The 15,902-nt window shown below is 54.2% G+C and carries 16 protein-coding genes and 1 pseudogene; 8 read left to right on the top strand and 9 right to left on the bottom strand.

Features of this window, described 5'->3' with window-relative positions; translation table 11 throughout:
* Window positions 1–19: 19 nt before the first annotated feature.
* Window positions 20–1,975, bottom strand: coding sequence for a HAMP domain-containing sensor histidine kinase (locus tag EVJ32_RS08760; protein WP_131457926.1), 1,956 nt, complete (start codon window positions 1,973–1,975; stop codon window positions 20–22).
* A gap of 216 nt (window positions 1,976–2,191) precedes the next feature.
* Between EVJ32_RS08760 and EVJ32_RS08755 the strand changes: the two are divergent.
* Window positions 2,192–2,425 (top strand): annotated as a pseudogene (locus EVJ32_RS08755) (PadR family transcriptional regulator); the annotation flags it as partial.
* A 73-nt stretch (window positions 2,426–2,498) separates the two neighbouring features.
* Here the strand turns inward: EVJ32_RS08755 and EVJ32_RS08750 are convergent.
* The 4 genes from EVJ32_RS08750 to EVJ32_RS08735 form a co-directional block, all read right to left on the bottom strand.
* Window positions 2,499–3,194, bottom strand: coding sequence for a LutC/YkgG family protein (locus EVJ32_RS08750; protein ID WP_131457924.1), 696 nt, complete (start codon window positions 3,192–3,194; stop codon window positions 2,499–2,501).
* Window positions 3,191–4,594: a LutB/LldF family L-lactate oxidation iron-sulfur protein gene (locus EVJ32_RS08745; RefSeq protein ID WP_131457956.1), complete on the bottom strand. Its 1,404-nt coding sequence runs from the start codon at window positions 4,592–4,594 to the stop codon at window positions 3,191–3,193. The genes EVJ32_RS08750 and EVJ32_RS08745 overlap by 4 nt, the downstream gene beginning before the upstream one ends.
* A gap of 2 nt (window positions 4,595–4,596) precedes the next feature.
* The gene (locus EVJ32_RS08740; protein ID WP_131457923.1) at window positions 4,597–5,334 is read right to left on the bottom strand and encodes a (Fe-S)-binding protein; all 738 of its coding nucleotides are present in this window, start codon (window positions 5,332–5,334) and stop codon (window positions 4,597–4,599) included.
* A gap of 238 nt (window positions 5,335–5,572) precedes the next feature.
* On the bottom strand, window positions 5,573–6,862 hold the full coding sequence (locus EVJ32_RS08735; RefSeq protein ID WP_016507932.1) for an NCS2 family permease: 1,290 nt from the start codon (window positions 6,860–6,862) through the stop codon (window positions 5,573–5,575).
* 236 nt (window positions 6,863–7,098) lie between these two features.
* Between EVJ32_RS08735 and EVJ32_RS08730 the strand changes: the two genes are divergently transcribed.
* The 5 genes from EVJ32_RS08730 (at window position 7,099) to EVJ32_RS08715 (ending at window position 9,913) form a co-directional block, all read left to right on the top strand.
* Window positions 7,099–7,332 carry a hypothetical protein gene (locus tag EVJ32_RS08730; protein WP_131457922.1) on the top strand — a complete coding sequence of 78 codons (234 nt, stop codon included), beginning with the start codon at window positions 7,099–7,101 and terminating at the stop codon, window positions 7,330–7,332.
* An 11-nt stretch (window positions 7,333–7,343) separates the two neighbouring features.
* A complete protein-coding gene (locus tag EVJ32_RS08725; RefSeq protein WP_131457921.1) occupies window positions 7,344–8,303 on the top strand; it encodes a LacI family DNA-binding transcriptional regulator in 960 nt (319 codons plus the stop codon).
* A gap of 67 nt (window positions 8,304–8,370) precedes the next feature.
* Window positions 8,371–8,655 (top strand): HesB/YadR/YfhF family protein, encoded by a 285-nt coding sequence (locus EVJ32_RS08720; RefSeq protein WP_131457920.1) that lies wholly within the window; start codon window positions 8,371–8,373, stop codon window positions 8,653–8,655.
* A gap of 96 nt (window positions 8,656–8,751) precedes the next feature.
* Complete coding sequence (locus EVJ32_RS16450) at window positions 8,752–8,886, top strand: hypothetical protein (protein WP_255417550.1); 135 nt, start codon at window positions 8,752–8,754, stop codon at window positions 8,884–8,886.
* 97 nt (window positions 8,887–8,983) lie between these two features.
* Window positions 8,984–9,913 (top strand): manganese-dependent inorganic pyrophosphatase, encoded by a 930-nt coding sequence (locus EVJ32_RS08715; protein WP_131457919.1) that lies wholly within the window; start codon window positions 8,984–8,986, stop codon window positions 9,911–9,913.
* A gap of 46 nt (window positions 9,914–9,959) precedes the next feature.
* Here the strand turns inward: EVJ32_RS08715 and EVJ32_RS08710 are convergent, their stop codons facing one another.
* From EVJ32_RS08710 to EVJ32_RS08700, 3 genes are read right to left on the bottom strand one after another with little or no spacing between them, the layout of a single operon-like run.
* Window positions 9,960–11,084: a DUF418 domain-containing protein gene (locus EVJ32_RS08710; protein WP_131457918.1), complete on the bottom strand. Its 1,125-nt coding sequence runs from the start codon at window positions 11,082–11,084 to the stop codon at window positions 9,960–9,962.
* A gap of 21 nt (window positions 11,085–11,105) precedes the next feature.
* Window positions 11,106–12,659 (bottom strand): ABC-F family ATP-binding cassette domain-containing protein, encoded by a 1,554-nt coding sequence (locus EVJ32_RS08705; protein ID WP_131457917.1) that lies wholly within the window; start codon window positions 12,657–12,659, stop codon window positions 11,106–11,108.
* A gap of 60 nt (window positions 12,660–12,719) precedes the next feature.
* Window positions 12,720–13,328 (bottom strand): NAD(P)-dependent oxidoreductase, encoded by a 609-nt coding sequence (locus EVJ32_RS08700; RefSeq protein ID WP_131457916.1) that lies wholly within the window; start codon window positions 13,326–13,328, stop codon window positions 12,720–12,722.
* Window positions 13,329–13,526: 198 nt separating this feature from the next.
* On the opposite strand from EVJ32_RS08700, the gene EVJ32_RS08695 reads away from it, so the two are divergent.
* Together EVJ32_RS08695 and EVJ32_RS08690 are read left to right on the top strand one after the other, a co-directional pair.
* Window positions 13,527–14,174, top strand: coding sequence for an NAD(P)H-binding protein (locus EVJ32_RS08695; protein WP_131457915.1), 648 nt, complete (start codon window positions 13,527–13,529; stop codon window positions 14,172–14,174).
* Window positions 14,171–14,563 carry an RDD family protein gene (locus tag EVJ32_RS08690; RefSeq protein ID WP_131457914.1) on the top strand — a complete coding sequence of 131 codons (393 nt, stop codon included), beginning with the start codon at window positions 14,171–14,173 and terminating at the stop codon, window positions 14,561–14,563. Before EVJ32_RS08695 ends, EVJ32_RS08690 begins: the two co-directional genes overlap by 4 nt.
* Before the next feature lie 25 nt (window positions 14,564–14,588).
* Here EVJ32_RS08690 and EVJ32_RS08685 read toward each other — a convergent pair whose 3' ends face one another.
* Window positions 14,589–15,854 carry a purine/pyrimidine permease gene (locus tag EVJ32_RS08685; RefSeq protein ID WP_131457913.1) on the bottom strand — a complete coding sequence of 422 codons (1,266 nt, stop codon included), beginning with the start codon at window positions 15,852–15,854 and terminating at the stop codon, window positions 14,589–14,591.
* Window positions 15,855–15,902: the final 48 nt, after the last annotated feature.

Here is a 15,902-nt window from a genome sequence, read left to right as displayed (position 1 = left end):
GCGAGTCATCCCTTATTGTTTAGCCGCTCATTTGATCTTCCTCGATATATTTCGGCAAGACGATCGTGAACGTCGATCCGAGACCGACACGTGAGTCGACCCGGATCGTCCCGTCATGCCCTTCGACAATCTCTTTACAGATGGCAAGACCGAGACCGGTGCCACCGATCTTCCGGCTGGCCGAATTGTCGACGCGATAAAACTTGTCGAACAGTTTCGGGAGCGCTGAAGTCGGGATTCCGATGCCAGAGTCCGTGACGGAAATTTCGACGCCGTCCGACTGGTCATTCGTGACGGACACCGCAACTTTTCCGCCGTTCGGTGAATATTTGATCGCGTTATGGAGCAGGTTCGTGAACAGCTGGCTGAGCCGGTTCCGGTCCCCGTACACGAGGACGTCGGTGTCACATTCAAACGATAAGTAATGGTGTTGACTCGCGCCTTGATGGACGGCAATCGTTTCTGCCAAAATATCATACAAGCTTTCGGGCTCGTTTTGATACGTCTGTTTACCTGACTCCATCCGCTGAACGTCGAGTAAGTTGGAGATTAAATCCTCGAGACGGAGCGTCTCTTGATGAATCATCCCTAAATATTGATCGGTCCGTTCAGCCGGCATCGTCCGATAGCGCATAAGTTCGGTAAACCCGATGATGCTCGTTAAGGGGGTGCGCAGTTCATGAGACACCGTCGAGACAAGTTCTGTCTTCAAGCGGTCGACCTCGGTTTCTTGCGTCACGTCCCGGAAGACGAGCATCGTGCCGTGGCGTGTGCCACGCAAATGAATCTTTTCAGCGTACATTTGGATGAACCGTTCTTCTTGATTCATCGAGAACGTCACGCTCTCTTCCATCGCTTCGCCGTCAAACGCTCGGCGCATGAACGAGAAGAACGAGTCTTTTTGATCGACTTGGAGACCGAGTTCTTCAAGGTCGGCATCAAGCCGATACAGGTCCGTCTCGTTTTGCTTTGTGATGGCCTGATTGAACATGACGAAGAGCGCCTGGTTGGCGAGTTTCTCATGCGTCGTATGTTCAACGTAAATGACGGCATCACGGATCGAGTGCAAGAGTCGCGCGGTCTTCTCACGCTCTTCTTCGACTTGATAACGTTGCGACGACAGTGACGACGCCATTTGACGGAACGAGTCGGTCAGTTGGCCGACCTCGTTCCGGGTCGATACCAAAACAGGGACGGGTATGACCCGATCGTCGGTGAGCCGCTTGCTATTCGTGATCAACTCTTGCAGTTGACCGGTCAACCGTTGTACGTAAGGCCGAGCCGCAATGAAGAGGACGAGTAGTACGGTGAGTAGCGACAGGAGCCAGAGCACTTGCGCCCATTTCGTATGGGTGGCGAGCTGTTCACGGAGTTGGTTTTCTTCCGCGTTCAAGGCGTTGCGGTATTCGGTGAACACCGTCTCCATGTCGACGATACTCGCGCTCATGTCAGCCGCGCTCTTCGAGTTGATCTTGAATTTCCGATCGGCCTGTGCTTCGGTTTGAGGCGTCACTTTCCCGAGCGTCGGCATTTGCAGGAACGGCTCGGTGACCGTGCCTTCCCGCTTCGCGACGACGTAGCGCTCGAGGCTAGGCATGACGCGTTGTTGATAGGCTGAGAATAACGCTCGGGCATCCCCCGCATACGTCTGTTCTTTTTCTGTGACCGCGTTCGTTTCGAACCAGGCGGTCTGTGTCTCGATCAAGACTTGTTTCTCTTTGACGCGGACGAGCAACTCCTCGTCACCGAGGAGGACGTAACCGCGCATCTCATATTGCATCGACTGCCATGTCTCGAATAGCTCGGTCGCATTCGTGCGACGTTCACTGACGTTCTCGAGCGATGAAGTCGTCTCTTCGATTCGATTTTCCGTATATACGTATACGGCGAGTGAGGTGAGGAGGATCAGTCCAATGAATAAATAGAAGACGAATAAAAACTGCCTTCCGATCCGCTCGTCAATCCAAGCTTTCATAGGGACCGTTCCTTCCTGGAACTACATACATTCCGGCTGTGACAATTATTTTCTACGAGTGTCGTTCCCCTATTGTACAGATTTCGGCAGCGATATACCACTTATCGAGATGTAGTAAACATGCTAGCTAACGTCTATTGAACAATTGCGAACGATGTGTTGTTACCTAATAGATAGTGGAGGGGGTGAGAGGGATGCTAAGTTTAAAAAAGTGACATCTCAGAAGATGTGGTCTATCCGCTCCTGAGGCGGCTCACGTCGGAAGGCTACTTCACGACGTATTTGAAGGAGTCGGCAGAAAAACCGCCACGGAAATACTACGCAATCACGGAGCAAGGAATGGCCCAGTTAGACGAATTGCGAGCGGGCGACTCGATGGGGAAAATTGACGAAGCGATGAGTGCGGGACAAGACTTTGACGTTCAAACATCGAACATTCACTTCGCTTGAAGACGACGAACGGCAGCATCACCGTCGAATAAAGAATAAACGAAAAGACTCGCCACGACGGCGAGTCTTTTCGTTAGAGATCATGTACGAGAACGTAGGCGACACGGACCGGTCCGTGGACACCGACAATCAAGTTCATCTCAATATCGGCCGAGTTTGACGGGCCCGAGATGAAGTTGACGCCTTGCGGTGAGGCGAGCTCGCCGTTGCGATCGAGTTCGGCCAGCTGTTTCGCCGCTTGCGTCATGCGGGGCACGAGCACCGATTTCGGGATGATGGCGATGTGATCTTGCGGCAACAAGCTGATCGTCCGCGATTTTCCAGGGGCCGCGTATTGGACGATGGTCGCACTTTCAGCGAGTGCTTGATCGGCAATCGTGATCCCAATGTCAGCTTTCACGGCAAGAGCGCGGCTGTCATCCGGACGCGCGGCATCCCACCAGTCGAACGCCCGGCTCGTTTCGGGTGCCCATTCCTTAATGCGTGCATCGTCCTCGGCGATAATCGTCTTGCCGTCGTATCGTTCGAGGAGAAGACGGAGCGTGTCATCGAGATGAGTCGACTCACATTCGACGACGTCGGTATGAATGCGCGTCGCGACCATACGGAACGTCTCGAGGAGTTCCTCTGTTGAAGCGTCTTTCAACACCTCGTCTTGCGGACGGTGCTTGTATACTCGTTTCGGAGGCGTCAAATCGACGTCGCGTCCGAGTTGTCCCGCGATCCGCTTTAAAAAGTCTTCACGGTTGGTGATCGTTCCTGGATTCATTGTGCATTCCCCCGTTTCTTAAACCAGTCGCGGACCGTCTGTTTGGCCGGCTGCGGCAAGTCTTTCGAGTCGGTCCAAGCTGGTAAGCCTTTGTCGATTTGCCCTGCTGTCGCAAACGGGGACGACGCGAACGGCGCGATCTGTTCGGCCGCCTCGAACAAGAACGGGCTCGATGACGTGACGGCGAAGCCTTTCATGGCGATGCGTTCGACGAACGGTGATTTTTTCTTGTCTTCGACGATGACGCGGCGATGCTCGATCAACAGTTCATGGAGCGGAATTTTGACCGGACACGCTTCCGTACAGGCACCACAAAGGCTTGACGCATACGGCAGTTCTTTATAGTTCTCGTAACCGTCGAGCAGCGGGGCGAGCACGGCGCCGATCGGTCCCGGATAAATCGAGCCGTAGGCGTGGCCGCCGATATGGCGATAGACCGGGCAGACGTTGATACATGCCGCGCAACGGATACATTGGAGCACGGACTGGAACTGAGTCCCGAGAATGCCTGACCGCTTGTTGTCGACGATGACGAGATGGAATTCGTCCGGGCCGTCGACTTCGCCGACGCTTTTCGTGCCGGCGAACGTCGTGATGTATGACGTGAGCCGTTGACCGACCGCGCTCCGGCACAACATATTGACGAGTACTTCGAACTCTTCGTAAGACGGGACGACCCGCTCCATCCCCATGACCGAGATGACGGTGTTCGGGAGTGACGTGACCATCCGGCCGTTACCTTCGTTCGTGACGAGACCAACGGCGCCGCTCTCGGCGATGGCGAAGTTACAACCGGTGATGCCGACCTCTGCTTTCAAGAAGTCTTTGCGCAGTTCACGGCGCGCGTAGCGGCCGAGCTCGGTCGGGTCGTTCGTTCCGTCGTAGCCATGGGTCGTGAACGTCTTGTGGACATCGTTCCGGTCTTTGTGGAGCGCCGGTGCGACGATGTGCGACGGTGGGTCGTTGTCGAGCTGAAGGATCCATTCCCCGAGATCCGACTCGACGACCGTACACCCTTCTTCGTGAAGCGCCTCGTTCAACCCGATCTCCTCGGTCACCATCGACTTCGATTTGACGATGTGTTTGGCGTCTTTTGCGCGCACGACTTCGCGGATATAGCGGTTCGCTTCTTCCGGCGTCTCGGCGAAGAAGACGTTGCCGCCCCGCTTCGAGATATTCTCACTCAACTGGTGTAAGTAGTAATCGAGATGCTCGAGCACGTGCTGACGAATCTCTTCCGAATGGTCGCGGAACGCTTCCCAATCCCCGAGTTCCCCGGCCGCGTTCAAACGTCCGTCGCGCAGGCGATTTTGCGCCGAGCTGACGGCTTGGCGCATGAACGGGTTATCGATCCCGTCTTTCCGCCGATCTTGAAACTTCTCGTCTAACCGAATCCCCATGCTCATGCTTGTTTCACCCCTTCGTTCAACACTTCCGCGATATGCATCACTTTGATCGGATGCCCTTGTTTATGCAGGCGTCCCCCGATGTTCATCAAACAAGACGCATCAGCGCCGATCAACACGTCGGCCCCTGATTTTAAAATTGACTCGACTTTCTCGTCGACCATCTGCACCGATACGTCCGGCATCTTGACCGAGAACGTCCCGCCGAAGCCGCAACAGTTATGTACCCCTTCGAGTGGGACCATCGTCAACCCATTAACGTTTTTCAACAACTGTCCCGGTGCCGCCTCGATCCCGAGCAAGCGCGTCATATGACACGAGGCGTGATACGTCGCTTTCGCCGGGAATTTCGCCCCGACGTCTGTCACTTCGAGCACATCGACGATGAACTGCGTCAGTTCGAACGTCTTCGCCGCATGGGCTTCGGCCCGCTCTTTCCAGACGGGATCGTCTTTGAACAAGTGCGGATAGTCGCGCATCATCATGACACACGAGCCGGACGGTCCGACGATATAGTCGGCGTCCGCTTTCTCGAACGTCTCAATCATGTGTTTGGCAATCTTTTTCGTCTCTTCATGGTAGCCGCTGTTATAGGCCGGTTGACCGCAGCACGTCTGCTCGAACGGGAAGCTGACGTCACAACCGAGATGTTCTAATAGTTCGACCGTCGCTTGTCCTACCGATGGGAATAACGTATCGGAGAGACAAGTGACGAACAACGCCACGTTTGGCATGTCCATTCCTTCTTTCCTGTTAAATGATACTTTCGAAAACGATTTCATCGCCATTATTCCATATCTTTGAGTCGGAAAACAGAAAAATGGAACGGATTTCTCAAATAATTGTAAAATAATGCCTAATTGAGAACCGGATGATAATGAACGAATATTCAGTAACCGACTGCTATACGACAGTGATTCCCTGATTAATAACAGAAAAACCCTCGTCGGGGACGAGGGTTAAAGTCAAGTATTATAGGAAAAACATTTCCAAAATAAACAATCCGGCGAACAAGTAGATGAGCGGGTGGACCGTCTCTTTGTTCATCGCCTTGAAGATCGGGTAGAGGATGAACCCGAAGGCGATCCCGCGTTCGATACTGCCTGAGAGTGGCATGATGAGGATCGTCATGAACGCCGGGAAGTATTCACTGAAATCTGTCCAATCGATATAGCGGACGTTCGTCAGCATGAGTGCGCCGACGATGATGAGGGCCGGCGCCGTAATAGCGGCGACACCTGAGATCGCACCGATGAGCGGGCTGAAGAACAATGTGAGACCGAACAAGCCGGCGACGACGGCTGTCGTCAGTCCGGTCCGTCCGCCTTGGGCGACACCAGCGGCCGACTCGATGTAGGCCGTCGATGGACTCGTTCCGACGAGTGAGCCCCCCATCGTTGCGAGCGAATCAGCGAACAAAGCCCGGTGCCCGTTCTCGATCGTCCCGTCTTCTTTCAACAAGCCGGCTTGCTTGCCGACACCGACGAGCGTTCCGGTCGTGTCGAACAACGTGACGAGGAAGAACGACAACACGGCCCCGAACAAGCCATATTGGATGACGTCAGAGAAAGCGGTGAGCGGGTTGACCATCAACCCTTCCGGTAGCGTCGGCATCGCCGTCACGCCTTCGATTTTCAATAGCCCCATGAAGTAGGCGGCAATCCCAGTGACGACCATCCCGATGAGCAGCGAGCCCGGGACGTTACGTGAGAAGAGGAGGGCCGAGACGATCAGTCCACCGAGGACGAGCAAGACGCTCGGTGACGACAACTCCCCGAGACGGACGAGGTTCGCCTCATCCGCGACGATGAGTCCAGACAGCTTCAAGCCGAGCGAGGCGATGAACAACCCGATGCCGGTCGTGATGGCGTGCTTCAATGAAGCCGGGATCGCTTGAATCAGTTTCGTCCGGATCGGTGACAGCGATAAGATCAGGAAGAAGACCGACGACACGAAGACGACGCCGAGCGCGGCTTCTGGTGCGATCTGTTGTTGCGCGACGAGTGTATAGGCGAAGAAGGCGTTCAAGCCCATCCCAGGTGCGACCGCGATCGGCAGGTTGGCATAGAACGCCATTAACCCTGTTCCGATCAAGATGGCGATGATCGTCGCCGTGAACGCCTGGGCGAACGGGATGCCTGCGTCCGACAAAATCGCCGGGTTGACGACCGAGATGTAGGCCATCGTGACGAACGTTGTGATGCCGGCCATCACTTCTTGTTTAACGTTCGTCCCGTGTTGCTGTAAACGGAATAAGTTCATTAGGAAGACTCCTTATAAGTAGTAATTTCCGAACATTAATTGTCTAGTAAAGTGGAATACACGTTATCAACCTGTTGACTATACGAAATCGAATCGACATCGTCAATGATTTTGAGTTAAAAAACTAAAAAAGTTCTCATTTAAGTATTTAATGTTCGGAATTAGAGTTTTTTACTAAAGTGCTTGCTCTGAAACGCGTTTCAGAATGTACGGTAGAGTCAAAGGAGGGAAGCCTGATGAATCCGACGACGTGGAAGACTTGGTGTAGCGGGATTGTCTATGAACTGGTCATCAATCAATTGTACACACCGTTCGGACGCATGTTGTGCGCCCAGTTTCAAGATGAGTTTCTGCACTTACCTGTCGAAGAACGGTTTCGTCTCGCCCAAGCGATTCGGCGACAAGTGATGGCAAGAGATGACAGTCGGTCAGTAGAATGGGTACACTATATGGAAAGACTGACGGATTGAGGTGAGGCGGGATGGCGAACATTCGAGATATCGCGAAACAAGCGGACGTGTCGGTGACGACGGTCTCGCGGGTGATTAACGAACATCCATACGTTTCAAAAGAGAAGCGACAGCGCGTCCATGCAGCGATGGCAGAGCTTGGCTATTTACGGAATCAGCAGGCGTTGACGCTGTCGACTGGGCGCACGCAGCGATTCGTCGTCGTGTTGCCGTATATGGACCATCCGTACTACGGACTGTTCGTCAACGGACTCGCGAAAGCGGCGCTCGTGAAAGGGTATCGTCTCGTCATGTGGCAGACCGAGTACAAGCTTGATCAAGAGCGGCAAGCACTCGACTTACTGAAGCATCGTGAAGTCGACGGGGCGATTCTGTTGTCGCATGCGATGTCGTTCGAAGAATTGGAGACGTACCGTGGCTTCGGCCCGATCTCGGTCGCGACGGTCGGTGCGCCTGAGACGATCTCCTCGGTCCATGTCGACCATTACGCGGCGTTCGTCGCCGGATTGCATGTGTTAACGCAAGCTGGCTATGAAGATATCGGCATCGTCTTATCGCGGCAGTCTAGTCCGAGCTCAATCGCGCGTCAGCGGGCCTACTTCGATGAAGTGGCGTCCGCGCGTGAGCGATGGGTATGGACCGGTTACTTGACGAGTGAAGACGGGATCCGCTTAGCGGCAGAGTTCCTTCAACGAACAGAGCGTCCCCGCGCGCTCTTTTTGTCGTCCGATTACGTCGCGCTCGGTTTTTTAGGGGAGATGCACCGGCGTGGCGTCCGCATACCGGAAGACGTCGCCATCCTCGGGTTTGACGGCCACCCGATCAGCCAGGCGTTCGGTTTAGCGACGATGCACGCGCCGCATGAAGAAATCGGTCGCGCCTTGTTCGACGTGACGTTCGATGAGATGGACGGCGGTGCGGTTAGGACGCAAAGTCTGACCGTCACGTACGTCCCGGGCACGACACTCTAGGCAACTTCCTCGCTCGCTTTTTGAGAAACGATTAGAATGAAGACAGAAGTCGAGAGGAGGATGTTACATGAAGATCAACGTGACGGAAGAAGCACTCCAATTTTTTAAAGACGAAATGGAAGTCGAGGCGGGACAGACGGTTCGTCTGTTCGCCAAATACGGGGGTTCGACTGATTTGACGCACGGGTTCTCGGTCGGTGTCATCACAGAAGAGATCGACAATGCCGCCGTCGAAACGAAAGCGGACGGAATTCGTTTCGTCGTCGCCGAGCAGGACGAATGGTTGTTCCAAGGACAAGACGTCAACGTCGAGATCCGCGGGGATGAAGTCGTGTTCGTTCAGGCTGACTGACATGACAGTTTGTTTACGGATGTGAGACATCCGTTTGACCGCGTCAACCTCGGGGAACAGTCTACGACAAGACTCGGTACCGAAAGGATGAGACAGATGTCAGACCAAGACAAACGTGAACAAGAAGAACAAGAGAAGTTGAACCGGGACCAACCGGATATCTCGCACGAAGAAGATTCAAAAGGGGATCATTCGGACCTCGAAGAGACAGACGAAGACGAACAATCGTGAAGAGCCGAGTTTAGGCTCTTTTTGTTTTGGAATTGAAAGAATGGGGATTGACGGTATAATGGATAAGGGAAAACTATAACAGTGAGGAGAATGCATCATGAGTACAGTACTTGTCTTCGGACATAAAAATCCAGATACGGATACAATCTGTTCGGCGCTCGCTTACGCTGAACTGAAAAAGAAATTAGGGATGGACGCCGAGGCGGTCCGTCTCGGTGACGTGAACGGGGAGACGCAATACGCGCTCGACCACTTCCGTGTCAAGGCGCCGCGCCTCGTCGAACGTGTATCGGACGAAACGAGCTCGGTCATCTTAGTCGACCATAACGAGTTCCAACAAAGTGCGGCCGACATTGCTGACGTGCGAATCCTTGAAGTCATCGACCACCACCGCATCGCTAACTTCCAAACGGCAGACGCACTCTACTACCGGGCGGAGCCGGTTGGCTGCACGGCGACAATCTTGCTCAAGTTGTACAAAGAACACGGTGTTGAAATCGCGTCTGACATGGCCGGCTTGATGCTATCGGCGATCATCTCGGACTCGCTCTTGTTCAAGTCACCGACGTGCACGGACGAGGACGTCAAAGCAGCGAAAGAACTTGCAGACATCGCCGGAACTGACGTCGAGGCGTACGGTCTCGAAATGTTGAAAGCCGGAGCCGACCTGAGCCAGAAGACGGTGCCTGAACTCATCTCGCTCGACGCGAAAGAGTTCGCGATGGGCGACTACCGCATCGAGATCGCGCAAGTGAACACGGTTGACGCGCACGACGTGTTGAGCCGTAAAGCTGAAGTTGAAGCGGCGATGGCGAAGACGATTGCTGACAAACAGCTTGACTTGTTCGTCTTCGCAATCACGAACATCTTGACGAATGATTCAGAAGCACTCGTTGTCGGTGCGAAGCATGATTTGTTCGAACAAGCGTTCAACGTCGAACTGTTAGACGGCCTGGCGACACTTCCTGGCGTCGTATCACGTAAAAAACAAATCGTTCCTGTGTTGACAGCAGCGGCGACGAACTAAGAAATGAGAAAGGCTCGAAGCGAGATGCTTCGAGCCTTTCTGCATGCTATGATACTTTCTTCTGAATCCCATACGTCCCGATCCGCCATAACTTCTCGAACGGTCCGTAGCGATGAGACTTGAGCCACCACATTGAGAAGAACGTTTGGGCAATCAAAATCGCGATACTCAAGAACAATCCTTCAGTGAGCGACAGACGTCCGTAATACCCGAGGGCGATGACGGGAAGGACGACGACGAGCGTGTGCGTCAAGTAGTTCGTCAGCGCCATCCGGCCGAGCGCCTGGAGCGGACGGAACGTGAGTCCTTTTCGGACGGCGACGGTGAACAGACAGACGTACGTCGTCGCGAGCAGTTTTCCTGAGATGAGGACGGCTGCTAGGTTCGTCCAGTAGTAAGCATCACCACCGCCGTAACGATGCCAGAGGATGACCCCGAAAAACGGCAAGGCGAGAACACTGCAAATAATGGCCGTTCGTGTCAATCCTTGAAGCGTCCATGTGAGCAGCTTCCGCTCACGCCCGATATAGAGACCGAATAAAAATAGGCAAAAGATTTCGATCCCGACAAGCAGAGAGTTTGAGATTGCGCTAAAGATCTCGACGTCGAGCCGGTAATCGAACCAAGCGCCAAAGCCGGCGTTATACGCGGTCGGGAACGGATAGCCGGGATTGAAATACCCCGTCGTCCACTCCATCAAGACAGATGAGCCATAGAACAAGAGAAAACTCCCGATCAACAAACTCCACGCCCACGTCAAAATCGCGCGGTTGCTCAATCCATAAAACAAGGGGAGCAACAACCCCCACATCGCATACGTATGTAAGATGTCACCCGACCAGATGGCCAGGTGAGCAAGTCCGAACAGGAAAAGAATGATGATGCGTCGGACATAGCGGCTCGCCGAGTCCCCACGCGCGTACGAGCGTTCGAGGAAAATCGAGAAGCCGATGCCGAACAGTAAAGAGAAAATTGTATAGAACTTCGTCTGGATGAACAAGTCGAACAGTGTCCTTACGACGAGGTCACTACCTTCATACATAGGTTTACCGAAGATCCAGTCGCTCCCGAGCATGCTCGGGATGTTGACGAGGAAGATGCCGCACAGGGCAAACCCTCGAATGATGTCATAGAGAACGATGCGTTCGTTCAATTGGATTGGGCCTGTCATGCGACACTTCCTCTACACGTTTTAGAATACTTTCGTCGTCCACGATTCACAGTTCCAGACGTCGGTGACGATGTCTTGATAGAACTCCGGTTCGTGACTGATGAGTAGGATACTACCTTTATACTCTTTCAATGCGCGCTTCAACTCTTCCTTCGCGTCGACGTCCAAGTGGTTCGTCGGCTCATCGAGGAGGAGCAAGTTCGATTCGTTGTTTTGGAGCTTACAGAGACGGACTTTCGCTTTTTCGCCACCACTGAGGACAGCGATTTTACTCTCGATATGCTTCGTCATGAGACCGCACTTTGCGAGCATGGCCCGGATTTGTTGTTGGTTGAGTGACGGGAACTCGCTCCAAATCTCTTCGATACACGTGTTGTTGCTGACGGCCGCTTCTTGTTCGAAGTACCCGATCTCTAGGAACTCGCCGCGTTCGACCGTTCCTTCGAGCGGATTGATCATGCCGAGCAGACTCTTCAGGAGCGTCGTCTTCCCGATCCCGTTCGCACCGACGAGGGCGATCTTCTGACCGCGCTCCATCTGCAGGTCGAGTGGACGTGAGAGCGGCTCATCGTAACCGATGACGAGATCTTTCGCGTCAAAGATGAGACGGCCTGACGTGCGCGCCTGCAAGAAACGGAACTCTGGCTTCGGACGTTCCGCGCTCAGCTCGATGACGTCCATCTTGTCGAGTTTCTTTTGACGTGACATCGCCATGTTTCGTGTCGAGACGCGGGCCTTGTTACGGGCGACGAAGTCTTTCAAATCAGCGATTTCCGCTTGTTGGCGTTTATAAGCCGACTCAAGCTGCGACCGTTTCATCTCGTACACTTCCATAAATTTGTTGTAATCGCCGACGTAACGCGACAAATCTTGGTTCTCCATATGGTAGACCAAGTTGATGACGCTGTTTAAGAACGGGATATCGTGCGAGATCAAGATGAACGCATTGTCGTAGTTCTGAAGATAACGCTTCAACCACTCGATATGGATCTCATCCAAATAGTTGGTCGGCTCATCGAGGAGGAGGATGTCCGGCTTCTCAAGGAGCAGCTTCGCGAGCAACACTTTTGTCCGTTGTCCACCTGATAGGTCAGCGACGTCACGGTCGAGACCGACGTCTAAAATACCGAGTCCGCGGGCGACTTCTTCGACTTTCGCATCGATGATATAAAAGTCGTTCGAATCGAGCGTCTCTTGCAGTTCGCCGACTTCAGCGAGCATGTCGTCCATCTGCTCAGGTGACGCGTCGCCCATCTCCATGTAGAGTTCGCCGATGCGTGTCTCCATGTCGATCAAGTATTGGAATGCGCTTTTCAACACGTCACGAATCGTCATCCCGCGTGCGAGGACGGCGTGCTGGTCGAGGTAACCGACGCGGACGTTTTTCGCCCACTCGATTTTCCCTTCATCCGGTTGCAGTTTGCGCGTGATGATGTTCATGAACGTCGATTTTCCTTCACCGTTTGCTCCGATGAGGCCGATGTGTTCACCTTTTAATAGACGGAAAGACACGTCATTTAAAATGGCGCGGTCACCGAAACCGTGGCTCAAGTTTTGTACTGTTAATATACTCATAATTCGTATTCGTTCCCTTCAAAGTTGACTATCCGATATTGTAGCATGGATTCAAAAAAATTAGTACGCCAGTCCGACCGACTGCCGGACGAAACTGTTCTCTTCGACCGTGTTCAACATGAACTGGGCGACGTCGGCACGTGAAATCTGTTTACCGTCGGCAGGGATCCCGTCGATGTCCGTCCGGTACACTGATGTCCGCGGACCATCCGTCAGTTGCATCGGCCGCACGATCGTGTAGTCGAACGACGAGTTGCGCCACAGGTCGACCGCGGCCCGGTGGTCGCGAAGCGGCTTCCGGAGCATGAACGTCACGACCGTTCCGGCGATCCCGGGAATCTCTTTGTCAATCCCGGCAGACGCGAGGTACAGAATGCGCGTCACATCGTTCGCTTTCATGGCGGGGACGAGCGCATCGGTCACGCTGGCCAAGAAATCGGGGTCGCTCAAATCGGTCCCGAGACAGCTGATGACGGCGTCGTGCCCGGCAAGCGCGTCGGTCAACGCCGCACTGTCCGTCACGGCGCCTTCGATGATTTCAAGTTGCGGGGTCGGGATGAGTTTTTTCTGTTCGCGCACGAAGGCGGTCACATGATGGCCGTGCTCGATCGCTTGATCGACAAACTGATGACCGGTCCGTCCGGTGGCACCAAGAACGAATAGCTTCATACACAACTAGCTCCTCTCGTTTTTCCAGTACCTTCAGTATACAGCAGTTTCAGAAAAATCGAACTTTTTGCCGTCTTTTCATAAACGGGTTGCAATTGCCGCAATCTCGTCTTCGATTGATTGTGTCTGGTCTCAGTCGTTGCCGATGAACGGCAAGTCAGCTAGACTGAAAGAAGTACGTAACAAGGGGGAACTAGAATGGGAAAAACAGCACTCGTTGTCGGCGCGACCGGTTTGATCGGACGCGAGCTCGTCGAGCAGTTGCTCGAACAAGAACGGTATGACGCGGTATGGATCGTCGTCCGCCGCTCGAAACGTTGGAGTCACCCGAAATTACATGAAGTTGTCGGCTTTGAGAAGATGGATGAGACGTTGCCGCACATTGACGATGTGTACTGTGCACTCGGTACGACGATTGCCGTCGCCGGATCACGTCAGGCGTTCAAACATGTCGACCTCGAGTTACCGCTCGAAGTCGCGCGTGTCGCGAAACAGCACGGCGCCACACGTTACGCCGTTGTCTCGGCACAAGGTGCGTCATTGCGCTCGCCGTTCTTCTACAACCGAGTGAAAGGTGAACTCGAGAACGGGCTTAAAGTGTTCGGGTTCGAGCACTTGATTATCGCCCGCCCGTCGCTCTTGCTCGGCGACCGCGAGTCGTTCCGGCTCGGTGAGAAAGCGGCTGAAGTCGTAAGCCGTCCGTTCCAACCGCTGTTGCTCGAAAAAGTTCCAAATGCGGCCCCAATCCAAGCGTTACACGTGGCCCGAGCTTTGATCATGGCCGGAGAAGAAGGACAAGGCACGGAAGTGTTGACGTCCGGAATGATGCAGCGAATGAGCCAATGAAGCGAGTGACGAGCAAACGCACGAAAGCCGTCTTGATCGACGGTGTCATTGCCGAGCTCCTTAGTTTCGGTGTCGAACAGCTCGTTCGGAAGAAAGTGAAGAGCGAGTTCGTCCACGCGGTCATCACACCAACACTCGTCTCTTATGCGATCGAGGCGTGCCAGATGAGCCGTGGTGGTCAAACGATCGGCTACAAGCTGATGGGTCTCGAACTGAAGAACGATGACGGAACACCGGTCACGGCCGAGCAAGCGTTCAAGCGTGCCCTTCATCGGGACACGTTGACGGTTGCGGCTTACTTCAAGGACCGCGAACACTTCGAGGCGGAAGACGGTGCCGTCTTGCCGCACGACAAAGCTTTCCATATGCACGTGACCGAAAAGAACTGACCTCAGGCGCGAGGTCAGTTCTTTTTTAGTCGTGGATTCGGCTCAGGATGGCGGTCGTCAAAGAGACGACCGTCCCGAGGACGAGACCGTTCGAGAACACGGTCGCAAGAAGCGGCGGTAAATCGTTCATCGCTCCAGGCGGGAGCAACATCGCCCCGGCCCCGATGACGAGCGGGAGGCCGACCGTGAGCGACGCCGTCTTTTGGTTCAACTCGAACGCAGCCTCGTTAATCCCGATGATGATCATCGTCGCGATGAGCGGGGTGACGATGGCGTACCCGACCGCGGCCGGGATGCTTGCGATGAGCGACACGAACGGTCCGATCAAAGCGAGCACCATCATCAAGCCGTGAGCGACGAGGTGAGGGGCACGGTGCACGCTCTCCGTTGACGACAAGAAACCGGCTGTCCCAGAAATCGCGACCGGTCCAGGCGTTCCAAACAGACCAGCGACCATCTGACTGACACCGCTGACGACGCCAGACGCGGCGACGTGGCCTTCGACTTGTTGTTTCGTCCGTGAACTGACGATGCGCTCAATCAATTTGATGTTCGCGAGCACGTTCGTCATGAGTAGAAGTGTGATGACGAACGCGGTCGGAAGTAAGTTCCAATCCCATACCCAAGCGCCGAACGGGAACAGCTCAGGTACGAGGAAGAACGACTCAGAACGAACGATCGGGTTGCCGAGACCGAGCAGATTGAACAACCCGAACCCGACGAAAAGCGTCATGACGAGACCGTATTGTTTGAAGCGGCTCCGCTCGAGCGTGAGCGCGAACAAGACGAGCCCGGCTGTCGCGACGGCTTGGACGATATTGATGCCGTCCTCGCTCACACCGAAACCGCCTTTAATGACGGCACCGGATAGTTGCAGGACGAGCAGGATCATATAGACGCCGAGCACTTGAGGCGTGAACAGCGACAGCATGCGCCGTAACAGTCCGGTCACGGTCATGACCACGCCGAGCACACCGCTCAAGAACAGCATGAAGCCGAGCGCTTGGAGCGTCTCTTGCCCGCTGCCGTAGAGGGCAGGGCCGATCGAGGCGTACAGCGTGAACACGCCCCACCAAATACCGGCCGGTCCTTCTAAGATCGGCAGACGGTGGCCGAACAGCGTCTGGATGATGCTGAACAGTGCGAAGATGAACAGCGAGCGCGAGATGAACGTCATCGTCTCGGCCGGCGACAGTTCAAATAGGGCGGCGATGGCGAGCGGTGGTACAATGTTGGTAGCTAAAATAAAAATAAACCACTGAATCGTCGTGGTTACAGAACTTTTCGTCATGGTGTCCCCCTGATATTTCCCTTTTTTACTATTAGTGTACCGTGACGA

Origin of the sequence: Exiguobacterium sp. SH5S4, assembly GCF_004337045.1 — a bacterium.
Classification (GTDB): domain Bacteria; phylum Bacillota; class Bacilli; order Exiguobacteriales; family Exiguobacteriaceae; genus Exiguobacterium; species Exiguobacterium aurantiacum_A.
This window is presented reverse-complemented; position numbering and strand designations above follow the sequence as displayed.